This window comes from Snodgrassella alvi (assembly GCF_002777745.1).
Lineage (GTDB): Bacteria > Pseudomonadota > Gammaproteobacteria > Burkholderiales > Neisseriaceae > Snodgrassella > Snodgrassella alvi_D.
Map to the genome: position 1 here is coordinate 57,474 of NZ_MEIO01000027.1, position 19,097 is coordinate 76,570.

At 41.8% G+C, this 19,097-nt stretch carries 11 protein-coding genes and 1 tRNA gene; 9 read left to right on the plus strand and 3 right to left on the minus strand.

The window, feature by feature from the left end; translation table 11 throughout:
• Position 1: 1 nt before the first annotated feature.
• Both BHC51_RS03200 and BHC51_RS03205 read right to left on the minus strand, forming a co-directional pair.
• On the minus strand, positions 2-502 hold the full coding sequence (locus BHC51_RS03200) for a DUF3465 domain-containing protein (RefSeq protein WP_100124169.1): 501 nt from the start codon (positions 500-502) through the stop codon (positions 2-4).
• A 146-nt stretch (positions 503-648) separates the two neighbouring features.
• The gene (locus tag BHC51_RS03205; protein WP_100100352.1) at positions 649-2,274 is read right to left on the minus strand and encodes a CTP synthase; all 1,626 of its coding nucleotides are present in this window, start codon (positions 2,272-2,274) and stop codon (positions 649-651) included.
• Positions 2,275-2,441: 167 nt separating this feature from the next.
• Between BHC51_RS03205 and gmk the strand changes: the two genes are divergently transcribed.
• The 9 genes from gmk to BHC51_RS03250 all read left to right on the plus strand — a co-directional run bounded on the left by gmk (position 2,442) and on the right by BHC51_RS03250 (position 17,130).
• Positions 2,442-3,053 carry a guanylate kinase gene (gene gmk / locus BHC51_RS03210; RefSeq protein WP_180296417.1) on the plus strand — a complete coding sequence of 204 codons (612 nt, stop codon included), beginning with the start codon at positions 2,442-2,444 and terminating at the stop codon, positions 3,051-3,053.
• A gap of 51 nt (positions 3,054-3,104) precedes the next feature.
• Positions 3,105-3,308, plus strand: a complete 204-nt coding sequence (rpoZ, locus tag BHC51_RS03215; protein WP_100100351.1) for a DNA-directed RNA polymerase subunit omega — start codon at positions 3,105-3,107, stop codon at positions 3,306-3,308.
• Positions 3,309-3,322: 14 nt separating this feature from the next.
• Positions 3,323-5,857 (plus strand): RelA/SpoT family protein, encoded by a 2,535-nt coding sequence (locus BHC51_RS03220; protein WP_100153303.1) that lies wholly within the window; start codon positions 3,323-3,325, stop codon positions 5,855-5,857.
• A gap of 280 nt (positions 5,858-6,137) precedes the next feature.
• A complete protein-coding gene (gene rpsU, locus BHC51_RS03225; RefSeq protein ID WP_100100349.1) occupies positions 6,138-6,350 on the plus strand; it encodes a 30S ribosomal protein S21 in 213 nt (70 codons plus the stop codon).
• 175 nt (positions 6,351-6,525) lie between these two features.
• The gene (locus BHC51_RS03230) at positions 6,526-6,969 is read left to right on the plus strand and encodes a GatB/YqeY domain-containing protein (RefSeq protein ID WP_100100348.1); all 444 of its coding nucleotides are present in this window, start codon (positions 6,526-6,528) and stop codon (positions 6,967-6,969) included.
• 79 nt (positions 6,970-7,048) lie between these two features.
• Entirely contained in the window at positions 7,049-8,833 is a 1,785-nt protein-coding gene (gene dnaG / locus BHC51_RS03235) for a DNA primase (RefSeq protein WP_100153304.1), read from the plus strand.
• Positions 8,834-8,893: 60 nt separating this feature from the next.
• The gene (gene rpoD / locus BHC51_RS03240; protein WP_100124172.1) at positions 8,894-10,855 is read left to right on the plus strand and encodes an RNA polymerase sigma factor RpoD; all 1,962 of its coding nucleotides are present in this window, start codon (positions 8,894-8,896) and stop codon (positions 10,853-10,855) included.
• Positions 10,856-10,956: 101 nt separating this feature from the next.
• Positions 10,957-11,032: transfer RNA gene (locus BHC51_RS03245), tRNA-Ile, on the plus strand.
• 2,240 nt (positions 11,033-13,272) lie between these two features.
• Positions 13,273-17,130, plus strand: coding sequence for an autotransporter outer membrane beta-barrel domain-containing protein (locus BHC51_RS03250; protein ID WP_100153342.1), 3,858 nt, complete (start codon positions 13,273-13,275; stop codon positions 17,128-17,130).
• A gap of 254 nt (positions 17,131-17,384) precedes the next feature.
• Here the strand turns inward: BHC51_RS03250 and ahpF are convergent, their stop codons facing one another.
• Positions 17,385-18,953, minus strand: coding sequence for an alkyl hydroperoxide reductase subunit F (ahpF, locus tag BHC51_RS03255; RefSeq protein WP_100153305.1), 1,569 nt, complete (start codon positions 18,951-18,953; stop codon positions 17,385-17,387).
• Positions 18,954-19,097: the final 144 nt, after the last annotated feature.

Consider the following 19,097-nt stretch of genomic DNA (forward strand, 5'->3'; position numbering starts at 1 on the left):
CTTATTGATAACGCTTTCCCTTATATAATAACCAGCCATCAGCATGGCGATGTGAAGGATCATGATGTGTCCAATGTATCAGGCCACCCCGTTCATTACTGATGTATTCACCAGTAAAAGAAACCTTATCTCCGCGTTGCAAACCATTTAATCGGGGTGCCAGATCAATATTATGCACCACTAAAAGAGTACCGTTATCAGTCTTTAGTATAAATCGCTGATGACGTATACCTTTATTATCATCGGGCAAAGTTTTAATAACATTGCCTTCTCCATATACCTGAACCTTATCCAGATTTTTATCCTGAGCCTGCTTAACAGGAATAGCGACCCGAATCTGATCGCTGGGTGCTGATGCTCCTCCAGTAAAATTATTCCGAATTGATTTAAAAGAATCTACTATCTGCTCTTGAAGCTGACTTTTTTGTTGTTCATCTACTGTGCCATGCTGCCACCACCAGAATCCCAGAGCCACAATGATCAGTAAAATAATATTTTTCATAGCGAAAATCTTGTATACACTTTTCGTAAACATTTAAACCATCATACAAAATGTAATCAGCTATAGCAAAAATATTATTAGTTCTGAGCAAAAAAACAGGCTACCCAGAAAAACGGGTAGCCTGTTGAGCAAACAAAAATACTGATTTATTTCTTATAAGCCAAGGCAGCCTTAATAAAAGCAGTAAATAAAGGATGGCCATTTTTAGGAGTTGAGGTGAATTCGGGATGAAACTGACAGGCAAAGAACCAAGGATGATCCGGCAATTCAATGGTTTCCACCAATTGTTCATGTCCTGTAGAGACTCCTCCAATTACCAGTCCTGCCTGCTGTAACTGTGGCAGATAATAATTATTAACCTCGTAACGATGCCGATGACGTTCACGAATTAACTCATTACCATAAATATTCCTGGCCAGAGAATCAGCAGCCAGCCTGACTTCCTGTGCACCCAAACGCATTGTGCCACCAAGGTTAGTATTAACATCGCGCTTTTCAATCTGACCATCACGATCCTGCCACTCACTAATCAGGGCAACAACAGGATGCTGAGTTTTCAAGTTAAATTCAGTAGAATTAGCACCTTCCAGATTAGCCACATCCCGCGCATATTCAATCAGGGCAATTTGCATACCCAAACAGATACCCAAATAAGGTATTTTCTGTTCGCGTGCATAGCGTACGGCAGCAATCTTACCCTCCACCCCACGAGTACCAAAACCACCAGGAACCAGAATGGCATCCATATCCTGTAAACAGGCTGTTCCTTCTGTCTCCAGAATCTCACTATCAATATAATGAATATCTACTTCTGTCTCCGTTTGAATACCGGCATGTTTTAGTGCTTCGGATAAAGATTTATATGACTCAGTCAAATCAACATACTTACCGACCATAGCAATTTTTACTTTATGCTTCGGATGTTGTACTGAGTATACAATTTTATTCCATGCAGTCAGATCAGCCTGCTGCACATTCAGCTGTAACTGTTCACAGATGATACTGTCAATACCTTGATCATGCAGCATTTTTGGCACTTCATAGATACTGTCCACATCATAACAACTGATAACAGCCCGTTCTTCAACATTACAGAACAAAGCAATCTTGCGTTTTTCCTCTTCCGGCATCGGCCGATCCATACGGCAGATCAGCACATCCGGCTGAATACCGATTTCACGTAATTCCTTAACAGAATGCTGTGTCGGCTTGGTTTTGATCTCACCGGCAGCAGCGATATAAGGCACATAAGAAAGATGTACAAAAAGAGTATTAGCTCTTCCCTGCTGGCTACGCATTTGCCTGATTGCTTCCAGAAAAGGAAGTGATTCAATATCACCTACTGTACCACCGATTTCCACAATAGCAACGTCATAGCCAGAAGCGCCTTCATGAATTTTGCGTTTGATTTCATCAGTGATGTGCGGAATAACCTGAACTGTGCCACCCAGATAATCACCACGCCGCTCTTTATGAATTACACTTTCATAAACTTGGCCGGATGTAAAATTATTGCGCTTTTGCATAGTGGCATCAATGAAGCGCTCATAATGTCCCAAATCCAGATCAGTTTCAGCACCATCATCAGTGACGAATACCTCACCATGCTGAAAGGGGCTCATTGTACCCGGATCAACATTGATATAAGGATCCAGTTTAAGCATGGTCACTTTCAGACCACGAGATTCCAAAATAGCAGCAGTAGACGCAGCGGCAATGCCTTTACCCAATGAAGAGACCACACCGCCAGTCACAAAAATAAACTTGGTCATGACAATCAGCAGGAAATTGAATTTAGCATTTTAGCCGAAAATAACACTAAAAGAAAGCTATTACCTGCCTCAGACTATGCAATAATATGCAATAATCCCGTCATCCCGATTGGCGTAATAATCACGGCTGTGGCATAATTAGTCACCGTAATCCATAAATTTATATTATGTTGCAATCTGGACATATTTTCATTGTTTCTGCTGCTTCCGGAACAGGCAAAACCACTTTAGTATCACGCCTGAGTGCCCATCAGCCGGATATTCGTATTTCTATTTCCCATACCACCAGAGCACCGCGCGAAGGAGAGCAAAATGGAGTGCACTACCATTTTGTCAGTCGTACCGAGTTTGAGGAAATGATCGCAGGCAATATGTTCATTGAGCATGCCAATGTATACGGCAATTATTACGGCACCAGTTTAAAAGCAGTAGAATCATTAACACAGCAAGGCTTTAACGTTATTTTAGAGATTGATGTTCAGGGAGCAGAACAAATGCGTCGTTTGCTGCCAGAAGCAACCAGTATTTTTATACTGCCACCTTCAATGACTGAGCTGACCGAACGTCTCAAAAACCGCGGCACAGATAGTGAAGATGTAATTGCCTACCGTCTGAAAAAATCACGCGAAGAAATTGAGCAAAGCCTGTTGTTTGATTACGTAATCGTCAATCAGGAGCTTACTCAGGCAGAACAGGATTTACTGGCAATTATCCGCTCTGTTGGATTACGTGCACAAGCACAAAGTCAAACAATTACCCGGATTCTAACCGGAGAGTAATTTACTTAAACTATTTCTTACTTACCAGATATCAGGAATGGAATTCAGATTATGGCTCGTATCACTGTAGAAGATTGTATCGGACGCATTCCCAATCACTTTGACCTAACCATGATTGCCGCATTGCGTGCACGCCAGCTAGCCAATGGTGCTACTGCACTGGTCGAAGAAGACCATGACAAACCCACTGTAATTGCCCTGCGTGAAATTGCCAGCGGACAAATCGGAGCAGAATTACTTAACCAGCAAAAATAAACAGACAAATAGCCATGCTTCCACCCAGCCTATCTTACCCCTCCCCATTAAATCAATGGCGGGATAAACTGTTTGCACAGACCAAATACCTGAACAAACAGGAACGCTGGAAATTACTGGAAGAGGCTTGTGCCTATATTTATTCTCTGGCTAGCAAAACAGGCAAAACTGCATTACTCGAACGCAGTTTTGCCATTACCACTTTACTGGCGCAAAACCAGCAACGTGTACAAGCACTTGCAGCAGTCTTAATCAAAATAGCTTTTGAAGACTTATCTATTACCACTACAGACAACCATATGCCCTGCACAACCATGGGACCTGTAGGAATGAAAATTTTTAATGATATTAACACTTTATCATATACCAACATAGCTACCCAGCTAGAATGCTGTCAGCAGCAAATAGAAACCAGCTATCAAGCCATCATCACTGACGCACAAAAGAAACTTCTACATACCGCTTCTTACCTTAGCACAGAAGAACTTCATCTCCTCGACAAAGCATGTGAATTCGGTGCCATAGCGCATCAGGGACAGTTTCGCAATAGCGGCCTACCCTATATCACCCATCCTCTGGCAGTTGCCACCCAACTGGCAGAGTGGCATGTAGACATTCAGGCTTTATGTGCCGGCGTACTGCATGATGTACTGGAAGACACCGGCACCACTAAGCAAGAAATCATTGCAGAATTTGGCGAAACCATCGCCAATATGGTTGATGGATTATCGAAGCTGGAAAAGCTCGAATATAATAGCCAGCAGGAAGCACAGGCCGAAAGCTTCCGCAAACTGATTATGGCAATGACCCAAGATGTACGCGTGATTATTGTGAAATTATCAGACCGGTTACACAATATGCGTACACTGTCGGCAAAAAAACCAGCCAGCCGAAGACGTATTGCCCAAGAAACCATGGAAATCTATGCCCAGTTGGCGAATCGAATCGGATTAAACCACGTTTATCGTGAATTACAAGATTTAGCCTTCAAGCATTTATATCCCCATCGCTATGAAGTATTAGCAAAAGCCATTCAGTCATCCCGGCGCAACCGGCGTGACGTAGTAGGTAAAGTATTGCGTGCCTTCAGCCAACGTCTCGTCAGCGCCAATATCGAAGCTCAAGTAAGAGGCAGAGAAAAAAACCTTTACAGCATTTATGAAAAAATGCGCCGGAAAAATCTGCACTTTGCTGACGTAATGGATATCTATGCTTTCAGAGTTATTGTCAACAACATTCCTGCCTGCTATACCGCTTTAGGCGTTTTACATAACCTGTATAAACCCAAACCGGGACGAATCAAAGATTATATAGCCATTCCCAAAAACAATGGCTACCAAAGCCTGCATACCATTCTGGTCGGACCATATGGCTTACCGATTGAAGTTCAGATACGCACTCATGAAATGGATACCATAGCCGAACGTGGCATTGCCAGCTACTGGATGCACAAAGATGGTGAACAGAACAGCTTTGATCAGGCACAAATGCGTACCAACCAATGGCTGCAAAGCATTCTCGACATTCAGGCTCACAGCGCTAACGCCATCGAATTTCTGGAACATGTAAAAACTGATCTGTTTCCCAATGAAGTATACGTTTTCACTCCAAAAGGTAAAATCATTACCTTACCAGAAGGCGCCACACCCGTGGATTTTGCCTATGCAGTCCATACAGATATTGGCAACCGCACTGTTTCAGCACGCATCAACCATAATCTGATGCCATTGCGCACCCGCCTACACACAGGTGATATAGTAGAAATCATCACCTCAAGTAATGGTCATCCTACACCAGCATGGTTGGGCTTTACCGTATCCAGTCACGCACGCAGTGCCATTCGCAGCCAGATAAAAAAAATGAATCGCTGCGATGCCATCCGCCTGGGCGAAAAACTATTGCAAAAAGCACTATCCAGCCTGCTACCAGAAAATGTTTTATTGTCTGACAGCCTAAAAGATAAATATCTGGCTGATTTACACCTGAAAAATACCTCATTTGAAAACATCCTGTGCGAAGTTGGCATGGGATTACTGCAACCTGTTTCAGTGGCGATGCATATCGCCGAGCTGGCCGGAGAACACTTTAACAACACCATCAAACTGGCACCAATTAACCTTACCGGCAATGAATCAGCCCATATTCATCTGGCTAAATGCTGTGGCCCTATTCCCGGAGATCCCATCAAAGCCTTATTGATTAAAGATCAAGGTATCATCATTCATCGAGATACCTGCAACACCATTCTGAAAACAGATCCCGAACTTCAACTAGATGCCAACTGGGATATCCTACAAGCAAACAACTATCAGGTCACCCTGCACCTGAACGCTATTGATAGCCATGGACTACTAGCCACCATAGCAGAAGCCATCTCTTCTAATGGTTGCGACATCAAATCAGTAGAAACCACCTCAAAAAAACTTGAAGGCGTAGAAGGATTTATCGAGTTTCGCTTTGTATTACAAGTAAAAAACCTAGACCAACTCAACCAGATTACCCGCGAGCTGCACTCCATACCGCAGATTCGCCGAGTAAATCGTATTTAAACACAAAAATTCATAGAAAATATCGGCATTAGTCCATCAATATCATCTTGACGAGCTAGGTTTAATCAGCCATAATTACCCCTTATTTGTCCAAAATACTCCTATATTTGTTTAAACTTTTATACTTGCAAATATAGCTATCATTTACACCTTGGGAGGTGATGTTGTAAACGGTTGTGCGGTACCGTAAACACCGCCTTTGCCTTATATGGCAGTAATTCAGCATTTACCATACTGATTAATAACTCAGTAACGAAATTAATTTACTCAGGAAAAAGACATGCCTTCTGTACGTGTAAAAGAAAATGAACCCTTTGAAGTTGCAATGCGACGTTTCAAACGCTCTGTAGAAAAAACCGGTCTGATGACCGAACTACGTGCCCGCGAAGCTTATGAAAAACCAACTACTGAGCGTAAACGCAAAAAAGCGGCTGCCGTAAAACGTTTACAAAAACGTTTGCGCAGCCAGCAATTGCCACCAAAATACTATTAATCTGGTATCGCCGGCTCATAAAATCCTGTAGCCGAGTAAACACCACAAAACAATACCGCAGGCTATTGCTTGCGGTATTTGCATTTTAGCCAGAAAAAGCTGTAGAAAACCAAATTATAGCAGTAAACTACTCATCATCATTTAACTTAACAACTATTCATTGCGAGCATCCATTATGAGCCTGAAACAACAACTGCAGGAAGACATGAAAACAGCCTTGCGCAACCATGATACAGCCACCCTTACGACTATTCGCATGGCACTAGCTGCAATAAAACAGATTGAAGTAGATGAACGAATCGAAGTAGATGATGGCCGCTTCACAGCAATCATCAGCAAAATGGTCAAACAACGCAAAGAATCCGTACGCATGTTTACCGAAGGTGGCAGAGACGATTTAGCCCAAAAGGAGCAGGCAGAAATCAACTTGCTGCAACAATACCTGCCTAAAATGCTGGACGCCGCCGAGATTGAAACCGCAATCAAAGAGGCCATTGCCAGCCTAGGCGCCACACAACCAAGCGATATGGGTAAAGTAATGGGGGTTTTGAAAAAGACACTGGCTGGCAAAGCCGACATGAGTGAAGTCAGTAAAAAAATTAAACAGCTTTTGTCCTAATTATCAAAGCCGCAGCACAAACAAACCTAATACACAGATCTCAAAACATTAACCATTATCATTAACAGGCGTAGTTGGCATGATTCCAAGTGAATTTATTGACGAACTATTGAATAAAATCGATATCGTCGATGTAATCGAAGAGTTCTTACCGCTTAAAAAAAGCGGAGCCAACTACATGGCCTGCTGTCCGTTTCACAAAGAAAAATCCCCCTCCTTTTCAGTAAGCCCCACGAAACAGTTTTATCACTGCTTTGGCTGTGGCGTGCATGGTTCCGCCATAGGCTTTATTATGGAATATCAGGGACTGAGTTTTCAGGAAGCCGTACAGTTTCTGGCCGACCGTATTGGCACAACCGTCCCCAAACAGACCGGCAACAGTAATCCACAGGCACAAAAAGCACACAAACAGCAACAACAAACCCTTGAGCAAACCACCGCCGCAGCCGCCACATACTATCAACAACAGCTAAAAACCTCATTGCGTGCCCAAAATTATTTACAGCAACGCGGCCTCAGTGACGAAATCATCATACATTACGGACTCGGCTATGCCCCGGATGACTGGCAGGCACTGGCCAAAGTCTTCCAGCCCTATCCAAGCAACGCATTAGTAAACAGCGGCATGGTTATCACCAAAGATGACCGCCATTACGACCGCTTTCGCGACCGTATCATGTTTCCCATCCGCAACACACGTGGTCAAATAATCGGATTCGGTGCCCGCATCATAGAAACCGGCGAACCTAAATACCTCAACTCACCAGAAACCCCCTTATTTGACAAAGGCCGGAACCTGTATGGCCTGTATGAAGCACGCGCAGCAATCAAAGAAGCGCAACGGGTACTGGTAGTAGAAGGCTATATGGACGTAGTAGCACTAGCACAGTTTGGTCTGGGTTATGCCGTGGCAGCTCTGGGCACGGCCACCACGGCAGAACACGTGCGTCTCTTGATGAGACAAAGTGATCATATCTATTTCTGCTTTGACGGCGATACAGCCGGTCAAAAAGCAGCTTGGCGAGCATTAGAAAATGCCTTACCTCAATTAAAAGATGACAAAATTTTACACTTTCTGTTTTTACCCGCAGAACACGACCCAGACAGCTATGTACGCAGCTATGGCTTAAAAACCTTTGAAGATGCCCTACTTAATCAAAGCCAGCCATTATCAGCCTATTTTTGGCAAGTATTAACCCAAAATATCGATCTCGACACACAGGAAGGCAAAGCCGAGCTGATTAAAACAGCCAGCCCCTTACTGGCACAAATCAGAGCGCCAGCACTATCTTTTCTATTACGTCAAGAACTTAGCCAAAAAGTAGGCATAGACGAACATAATCTGGCACAGCTACTGGGGCAAGAGCAGCCCAGACAACCAGCCATAAAACAGAAAAGCTACCGACTACCCCAGAATACATTCCGGCAGCCTCCAGTCATGTCACTGGCACAAAAGCAGATACGCGCACTATTGATAAATCCGCAATGGGCCGTATATATAGAACTACCAGAATATCTGGACCTGCACGGCGAATATGCATGCCTCGCCGCGCTGGCTGAACGCATACAAGCCTCCGTTACACCACTGAACAGCGGTGCCGTGCTGGAACTAATGCGTAACACAGAATTTGAACCCGTCATCCGGCAGATAATCCACGACTATCTGGATTCACCGGATGTCATGCAGCCAGGAAATGAAGATGACTGCACCACATTCAAACAGGGCATGCAAAAATTACTGGACAACCTTAAGACACAGCAGATTGATGCGTTGAAGCGCAAACTCCAGCATGGAAAACTAAGTGCCGACGAAAAACAGTTACTACTGCTGCTCTTAAGCCCACCCAAAATACCGTCAGCATAGAATGACGACCATTACAACCGCTTGCAGCGACAAAGCCGCTGCAAATACATCGAGCAAACCATGGCAAACTCAACACCGAAAAAAACTACCATCGATACCAGCCAAGAGCAGGACGATGCACGCCCACTAACCGCAGAAGAACAGCGCGCCCGCTTGCGCCAGCTCATTATTCAAGGCAAAGAACGTGGTTACATCACCTACGCCGAAATCAACGATGCCCTGCCTGACGAAATGTCAGATGCAGATCAGATTGACAACATCGTTTCCATGATTTCCGGCCTCGGCATTCAAGTCACCGAAGAAGCACCTGATGCCGAAAGTCTGTTGATGGGCGACAACACCGCCAACATGACCGACGATGACGCAGTGGCAGAGGCAGAAGCAGCACTATCCAACGCAGACAACGAATTCGGCCGTACTACCGACCCCGTACGCATGTACATGCGCGAAATGGGACAAGTAGACCTGCTCACCCGCGAAGATGAAATCATCATCGCCAAAAAAATCGAAAATGCCCTGCGCAACATGATTCAGGCCATTTCCGCCTGTCCCGGTTCAGTGGCAGAAATACTTACCCTCATCGACGCCGTACGCAAAGATGAAATTAAAGTTGATGAAGTAGTCGAAGCCATCGTCGATCCACATGAAGAACTACTGGACGAACTCGGTATTGGTTTGGATAGTAAAGGCGACGACACCGAAGTTGTTGACGACAGCGATGAAAGCGTTGACGTTGACGAAGACACTGAAGAAAGCGACGAAGAAAACGCAGCACTGGCAGCATCAGCCAATCTGGAAGAATTGCGCCAGAAAACCCTCGAACATTTCGACGGCATACAGAGCCTCTATGAAGCCATGGTTGCCGCCTTACAGGAAAAAGGCAGCCAACATGCCGACTACCTCAAACTGCAACAGGAAATTGCCGAACAGCTATTGCAAGTTCGCTTTGCCACCCGTCAGATAGAAAGCCTGTGCGACAACCTGCGCATGCGCGTCAATCAGGTACGACAGCTCGAACGCGACATCCGCGATATCGCCCTGCACCGGGTACACATGGAACGCGACTACTTTATCAAAAGTTTTGCCAACCGTACCACAGACTTGGGCTGGGTAGACGAAGAACTCACCCTGAACCGCGTCTGGAACGAAGCCCTGCGCCGCTTCCAGTATGCCATCATCGAAAAGCAAACCGAACTGGCCAATCTGGAACAGACCGCCCAAATATCACTGGACGAACTCAAACAGATTAACAAAAACATGGTCAAAAGCGAACAGGAAACAGCCGCTGCCAAACAGGAAATGATACAGGCAAACCTGCGTCTGGTTATCTCCATTGCCAAAAAATACACCAATCGCGGCCTACAGTTTCTCGACCTGATACAGGAAGGCAATATCGGCCTCATGAAAGCCGTAGACAAATTTGAATACCGCCGGGGTTACAAATTTTCCACCTATGCCACATGGTGGATTCGTCAGGCCATTACCCGCTCAATCGCCGATCAGGCACGTACCATCCGCATACCGGTACACATGATTGAAACCATCAACAAAATGAACCGTATTTCCCGCCAGTACCTACAGGAAAACGGCGAAGAAGCAGACTCCGCCAAACTGGCAGAGTTGATGGAAATGCCGGAAGATAAAATCCGCAAAATCATGAAAATTGCCAAAGAACCCATCTCCATGGAAACACCGATCGGCGATGATGATGATTCACATCTGGGCGACTTTATCGAAGACGCAAACAACGTAGCACCAGCAGATGCCGCAATGTATTCCAGTTTGCGTGAAGTAACCAAAGATGTACTTGAAAGCCTTACCCCGCGTGAAGCTAAAGTACTGCGCATGCGTTTTGGCATCGACATGAACACCGACCATACCCTCGAAGAAGTAGGCAAACAGTTCGACGTTACCCGTGAACGTATTCGCCAAATAGAGGCCAAAGCCCTGCGTAAACTGCGCCACCCTACCCGCTCCGACCGGCTGAAAAGCTTTCTTGATAGCGATGAAAATAAACAGTAAACTTTTTATCGTTTAAAACCAAAATCATCCGCTTCCAGCGGATGATTTTTTATGTAAAACCTTGCAATACCTACCCACATTGGCTACAATACGCGCTTAACGGGTCTGTAGCTCAGGGGTTAGAGCAGGGGACTCATAATCCCTTGGTCGTGGGTTCGAACCCCACTGGACCCACCAAAAAACCTCACCAAATTTTGCATCAGGCAAATTATCATCAAAAACCGCTATCAAGCGGCTTTTTTATTCCAACACAGTCCCAACATCAGCAATCAGGCAAAAAATTAATTATCCAACCTAACTGCTAACATTCTTCTTTTCAGTACTACTAAAAATCCTCAAAATAAACAGCCATATAAACAGCTCAGATAAAAAATCCTGATAACAACCTTCCCTTTCCAATTAACAAATATTCCACAACTACCTCCAACAGCTTCCTTTCGACGATTTCTCAATTAATAGCTCAAAATAAGTAATAATAACTTTAAAGCCTTATATTCTATTGTAAATAGTCAAATAGTGAACCAATTAAAAGACAAACAATGAATCTAAACAAAAAAATATTATTTATCATTTGGTTATACAAAAAAAGTGTTACTGATTTAGAAGACACCAAAACCATCTTGCCCACTGTTAACACCACAGGAATAGAATGCACCAAACACCTGAAAGCAGAATAATTATTCTAAGTATTGCCATAACAGGAAATTACTAAATTACACATAATAGCCAAAGCCGCAACGCCAACACTAATCAGCTCAAAATACGCTCTTCCAAAAACAAATACCCAAAATCAAAAAGCGTATATCTCATACTTCTTCCACGTACAGGTACCAAATTAATCGAAAGACTACATTACCAGCACAACCTTGAAATTGAAAAATAGCCAAAATTTATCTAAACAAAACCAAATAAAATTAAAAACTTCACAATAAGTTTATAAAAATACAGCAAAAAGCAACTACTAATAAAAATAATTGAAGAGTTCCAAACACTGCTGCAAGATATGCTTGCTTACCCAATTAACGCAAGAAATATTCACCGTAATAGCAAACTTATCCTAACAGTCATCAATCAGCAAAAATTCAACTAAACAATTTTCGAGCAACCAGACCAGCAACTCTGAGTTTTAGAGGAAATCGGTGTCTATTTGGTGTAAAAGAATTAGAGCAGCTTCAAAATAACTTTGAACTGGCTACACACATTAAAGACCTTCAATTTATCACTATATCCCTGCACGGTCTTGTAGTTCGCACTCAATAGCGGCAACATCATGCCATGAATCCAACCATCGTATCTGGCAAGTGGCTGAGCAATATGATTTAATATTCACATTAGCAGATGTGTATTAGAAAAATATACAAGGAATTGAATGCTATCTTGCCAAACTTTAATGCCGTTGAAAGTTACTGATTACCCCTATCTGCAACTAATATTATTGCCCAAAACAAAAAATTCTTTTTCACAATTGATTGAAATATAGAAGAAAAATTAATCTTCTTAATAATTAAGCAGTTATTTTTATATTCAATTAGTACCAGCCCAAATACAATCTGGCCGTTAACCGCATTTCATTCAATATTTATCACATTAAGCCAACATCAATACATTTAATCACTTAAAAAAAGATTGCTCATATTTAAACCCATTTTGGAAAAAACATAATCTAACACCATAGATACAAAAAAGAACCAAGCCAACAAAATAGCTTCAGCCGAGCTATTGCAGAATCCGCATCACAATAGTTTAGATTATATAAAATACAAATAGCATATATATTTTAAATATTCCATATCCTATATTTATACCCAAAAACTATCAGAATACCTTTCGAACCAGCCCAGATTATTCCACCAAACACCAAAACATGCTAAATATTGAGAATAAACATACAAATGTTCAAACAGCATACCTTCCTTATCTTCATAGTTGCAAAATTAACACACCTATTTATATTTTTTGTTATCTTTATTTATAGCTTACAATACCGCCAATACAGCCTCTGTATCCAACCACATACCAACAACATAAAATATCATTATCAATAAATTACAAAAACTTCTATTAACATTTATAATCATATTAATAACGTCGTTGACTGTTTTAACCTGAAAAGTATTGTTTTATTAAGTGCAACTAAAACTTTTTACCCCTTACCATATATAGCATAAAAAATGAGTATTATTATGAAAATATTATCCTTTTTTCATCCTATCCACTCAGACTAGCTCTACCATATCATCAATATACAAATAGCATTAATATACCTTAATTTTGATATGATATAACTTATCTTATATAATCAAATTATTGGTAATTTTTTTATTTATCAACAAATATCATATTTATTATATATATAGTAAATCTTAATTAAATTTTTAAATTTTATCTTAGATATTTTACACAATTTAGGAAAGCTGATGAATAACATCTACAAATCCAAATGGAATGAATCTACTCAGACATGGGTAGCCTGCTCAGAACTAGCGCGAGGAAAATGCAAAAGTAATGGTCTGAAAATAGTAGCAGCCGTGGCTCTGGCATTAGCTAGCACTAGTGTTGTTGCTGCTGATACGATACATAGGGTTGGTGCGAGGGTATGGGGAAAGGATCAGCCCTATTATCATAATGAGAGAGATATGAATACCACCGTTGAAATTAATTTTGACACCAAGCATACGTCAGAAGCTGATATAATTCAGAATGACTCTGCTACATTGGACATCAATATTGATGGTCACCATATGTTATCAGGCAACATTGTGAGTAGAAATACGCCTCTCAGCAGTAGGAAACCAGGTGATCTGACTATTGAAAACAAGCATGGAGAAATAAATGGTGGTATTACTAATGAAGGAGCGGGTGATATTACAATTAATAACTCATTCCAAATAAATGGCAATATCACGAGTACAGAGGATAGTACTGGTAACATCACTATTAAAAATATTCCTAATGGTGCTAACGTACCCAAGGATGCCGCGCATAGTAAGAGAGGCATAACCAACAATATTACTAATAATGGAGCCGGTACTTTCACAATTGATAATAAAACACTTCTAGAAGGAACTATTAAAAATACAGGTATTGGTAAAATTACTTTAGATAATAGCGGTAAAAGCACCGGCGATATTATTAATGACAGTGATTCTAAAGAGTCTCAAATAAATGTAACTAATAATACTGGTACAACGTTTGACAGTACGATAAGCAATAAAAAAGCTGGTAAGATTACATTGACTAATCATGGTACAATTACCAAGAGTATCACCAACTCAGGCACTCAAAATGCTTCTATAGAAATAATCAATGGAGCTGATGCACTACTTGGAAGCGATATTAAGAATACGGGTGCTGGTACAATTTCTTTAAATAATAGCGGTAAAAGCACCGGCAATATTGTTAATGAAAGTGATTCAGCATCTTCTAAAATAGAAGTAACCAATGATGTTGATACAACGCTCGCCAGTACGATATTCAATGCGAAAGCTGGTACGATTGAATTGATTAATAACGGTACAATTACCAAGAATGTTGTCAACTTAGGTACTGGTACAATCACTTTGAATAACAGCGGTACAACTACCGGCAACATTATCAATTCAGGCCAGCTAGATTCTCTTATAAATGTAACTAATAATAATGGGGCAACACTTAATGGTAACATTAACAATACGGGTGCTGGTACAATTACTTTAGAAAATAGCGGGGTAATAAACAACAGTATTATTAATAGCAGTGATTCTGTCGATTCTAAAATAATAGTAACCAATAATGCTAATACAACACTTGGCAGTGCGATAAGTAATACTAGAGCTGGTAAGATTGAACTAACTAATAAAGGTACAACTACTGGCGATATTACCAATTCAGGCCTGCTAGATTCTTTTATAAGAGTAACCAATAATAATGGGGCTACACTTAATGGTGACATTAGCAATACGGGTGCTGGTACAATTACTTTAGAAAATAGCGGGGTAATAAACAACAGTATTATTAATAACAGTGATTCTGTCGATTCTAAAATAATAGTAACCAATAATGCTAATACAACACTTGGCAGTGCGATAAGTAATACTAGAGCTGGTAAGATTGAAATCACTAATAAAGGTACAACTACCGGCGATATTACCAATTCAGGCCTGCTAGATTCTCTTATAAGAGTAACCAATAATAATGGGGCTACACTTAATGGTGACATTACCAATATAGGTGCTGGTACAATTACTTTAGAAAATAGCGGGGTAATAAACAAGGGTATTATTAATAACAGTAATTCTGCCGATTCTAAAATAATAGTAACCAATAATGCTGATACAACGCTCGCTAGTACGATAAGCAATACAAAAGCTGGTAAGATTGAACTAACTAATAAAGGTACAACTACCGGCAATATTACCAACATCGGTGATGATTCTTCTATAGACATAAACAATGAAGCATCCCTTAAAAGTAAAATTGCTAATATGAGAGCTGGTAAAATTACCTTAATAAATTCGGGCACCGTTGATAACACTGAAATTATCAATTCTGGTGACGGTGAAATTACGGTACACAATAATAAAACCTTACTCAACACAAATATTATCAATGAAGTACACGGAACTGGAAATATTTCATTTACCAACAGTAATCAATTCGAAGGCAAGCTTATCAATAATACTGACTTAGGTCGTATTGACGCCATGAATACAGGAACCTTCATCGGTACTACTGGTACTACCAACAGTTCCGGTGCAGAAGGAAAAATAAATCTGAATAATCAGGGCACATGGATAAATACCGGAGATTCCACCTTATCACAGCTGACGAACACGGGTATTATTGAATTTTCAAAAATACCTTTAGCTGATATCAATGATGAAAATAAATACCATACCATCACAGTAGAAGGTGACTATACCGGTGGCGGCACGATATATGTCAACACGCTCTGGAATGATGATAGCATCAGTAAAAATGGCGCCGGTTATACTGACCGCGTTAATATTAAAGGTGATGTAACCGGTGGCGTCACAACAGTAACGACCAGAGAAGGTATCTACGGAGACATAACACAAAAAGAGATACCGATTACTCATCCAGAAACTGTTATTCATGTAGATGGACAAATCACTGGACAAGGTTTTGAAGGTACATCTGCAACTAAGAATGCTGGTGAAGCTCAGCTCAAGAAAATAGATCAGAGCGTATACGGAACTGGCACTGATTATGCATGGACATTAAAAGCTCAAATACCTACAAATCCGGCTAAACCTACTCCACCTAAAGAAGTGCCAATTTATGCGGAGCCGGTATCTGGTTATGTACAAATGCCTACAGTAAATATGGAGCTGGGCTTTACCACTATTGGTACACTATATGAGCGACGCGCTGAAAATCAGACCTACAACATTACTGGCACCAACAATACTGCCCTTGCCAATAACCAGCAGCAGACATGGGGTAGAGTTCTGATGAAACATCTGGATAAGAATGGCAAACGACGTCTGGATACAGTTGGTAATCAATCCGTACTCCAGATTGGTCACGATTTTATTCTGGATGAAAACAATAAAACCGGAACCCGCCGGCATATAGGTGCCTATGTATCCTATGGGCATAATGAAAACGATTTCCGCGATCAGTATCGTGCCGAGAATGGCTATGTTGTTGACGACCATTACACCGGTAAAGGCCGTACTGATGCAGTAAGTGTTGGTAGTTATGGCACATTCTATGGCAATAATGGCGGCTATATTGACTTGGTTGGTCAGGTAAGCTATCTGCGCAACAAATACAATGCCCGTTCCAATGAATCTGTACATCAGAATGGCTGGGGTGCCGCATTATCAGCCGAAACTGGTAAAGCTTTCACCGTATATGGAAATAACTGGTTTGTCGAACCACAGGTTCAGTTGGCTTACCAATATCTGTCTCTGGACAATTTCAATGACGGGATTCGCCAGATTGATCAGCATAATCCATCTGCCCTGCGCGGCCGTGTGGGTATGCGTTTTGGCTACAATGGTACTACAACTGATAATTTGCCGCCTTCATCTTTCTATGGCATTACCAACATCTGGCATGACTTTGTCAATCCGAAATCTGTTGATATCGGCCGCGATACACTGAAAGAAGAATATGCCAAAACCTGGGGTGAAGTTGGTGTTGGTATCCAGCTACCGATAACCCGTCAAAGTCATTTCTATAGTGATGTGCGTTATGAGAAAAACTTTGGCAGTGCTAAACGCAAAGGTTTCAAAGGAACACTGGGCTATAAATACACTTGGTTATAACCATACTCATAGCAGTGGCTGTGTGATACAGCCACTGCTATGTCTCCCTGACAGGGCAAAACTGTAAACAGTTTTGCCCTGTTTTTACTTATATGATTAACTAAAATTACTTTCTGGAAAGCTGGCTTTAGCTTCTATGCAGATAAATAGATATATACAGACAACAATAACGTTAAAGCAATGCAGCCACAAATCCTTGAAGTGAAAAGCCCCACAAAGCCAAAAGCTTTGCGGAGCTCGCTACTGAAACAAGATTATTGAGGTGCGTTGGTACGAATCAGATAATCAAAAGCACTTAATGCTGCTTTAGCACCTTCACCAGCGGCAATAATAATCTGCTTGTATGGCACATTGGTACAGTCACCAGCGGCAAATACACCCGGCACATTGGTTTTACCATACGCATCAATCACAATTTCATGCATTGGTTCGGTTAACTCAACTGTTCCATCCAAAAAGCCGGTATTAGGTAACAGGCCAATCTGCACAAATATACCTTCCAGCGCCAGATGCTGCTGGGCATCAGTTAACCTATCCAGATAGTTCAGACCGCTAACCTTGCCATTAGCACCAGTAACTTCAGTAGTTTGAGCATTGCGAATAACCTTTACATTAGGCAAGCTGTTCAGCTTGTGCTGCAATACCTCATCCGCACGCAATTTATCGGAAAATTCAAGCAAGGTAACACTTTTAACCACACCAGCCAGATCAATGGCAGCTTCTACCCCAGAATTTCCCCCGCCAATCACAGCCACATCTTTACCTTTGAATAAAGGGCCATCACAATGCGGGCAATAAGTAACCCCTTTAGTACGATATTCCTGTTCACCGGGCACATTCATGGAACGCCAGCGCGCGCCGGTAGATAGAATCACAGTGCGTGATTTAAGCACAGCGCCACTTTCAGTATGTACCTCAATCAGCCCACCTGTGCTGGTAGCTGGAATCAGCGCGCTTACCTTTTGCAGATTCATAATATCTACATCATAACTGCGCACATGGCTTTCCAGATCGCGAGCAAAACGCGGGCCATCTGTACGCAAAACTGAAACGTAATTTTCAATATCCATCGTATCCAGTACCTGACCGCCAAAACGTTCAGCTATAATTCCGGTACGAATCCCTTTACGCGCCGCATATACAGCTGCTGCTGCACCAGCCGGACCACCACCTACAACCAGCACATCAAAAGGTTCTTTTGCATTCAGTGCCTCAACAGCCACATCAGCTGCATTGCTATCCAGCCTGGCCACAATTTCGGCCAGCTCCATCCGCCCCTGACCAAAAGGTTTACCATTCAGGAAAACTGCCGGTACACCCATAATCTCCTTTGCTTCAATTTCTTCCTGAAACAATGCCCCATCGATAGCAGTATGGCTGATATTGGGATTAAGAATACTCATCAGATTTAGCGCCTGAATTACATCAGGACAATTATGACAAGTAATCGAATAATAGGTTTCAAAATGATAGCTACCTTGCAGATTCTTTATCTGTTGCTGTAAAGATTCTGCTTCTTTAGAAGGATGACCGCCCACCTGTAGTAAAGCCAGTACCAATGAGCTGAACTCATGTCCCATCGGATTACCAGCAAAAACCAGCCCAGTATGCGTACCGGGATTGGTAATTTCAAAAGAAGGTTTACGCTCAGATTGACCATCAGTACGCAGGTTGACCTTATCACTTAGCGCTTCAACTTCCTGTAATAGTGCCTGCATGTCACGAGCACCTGCACTATCGTTTAGTGTGGCAATGATTTCAACCGGCTTGGTTACATATTCCAAATAAGCTTTTAATTGGCTTTTCAGGGTGTCGTTTAACATTTTACAGCTCCATTACATTAAAATTAACAATCGATATTGTATTTTTGATAGCCTATATTTTTGTTTTACTAAAAAGCCCGGATACCGCAGCCGGTATTCGGGCTGAATAGCTGCTATTTAACAGCAGAATGATTGATGTGTGTG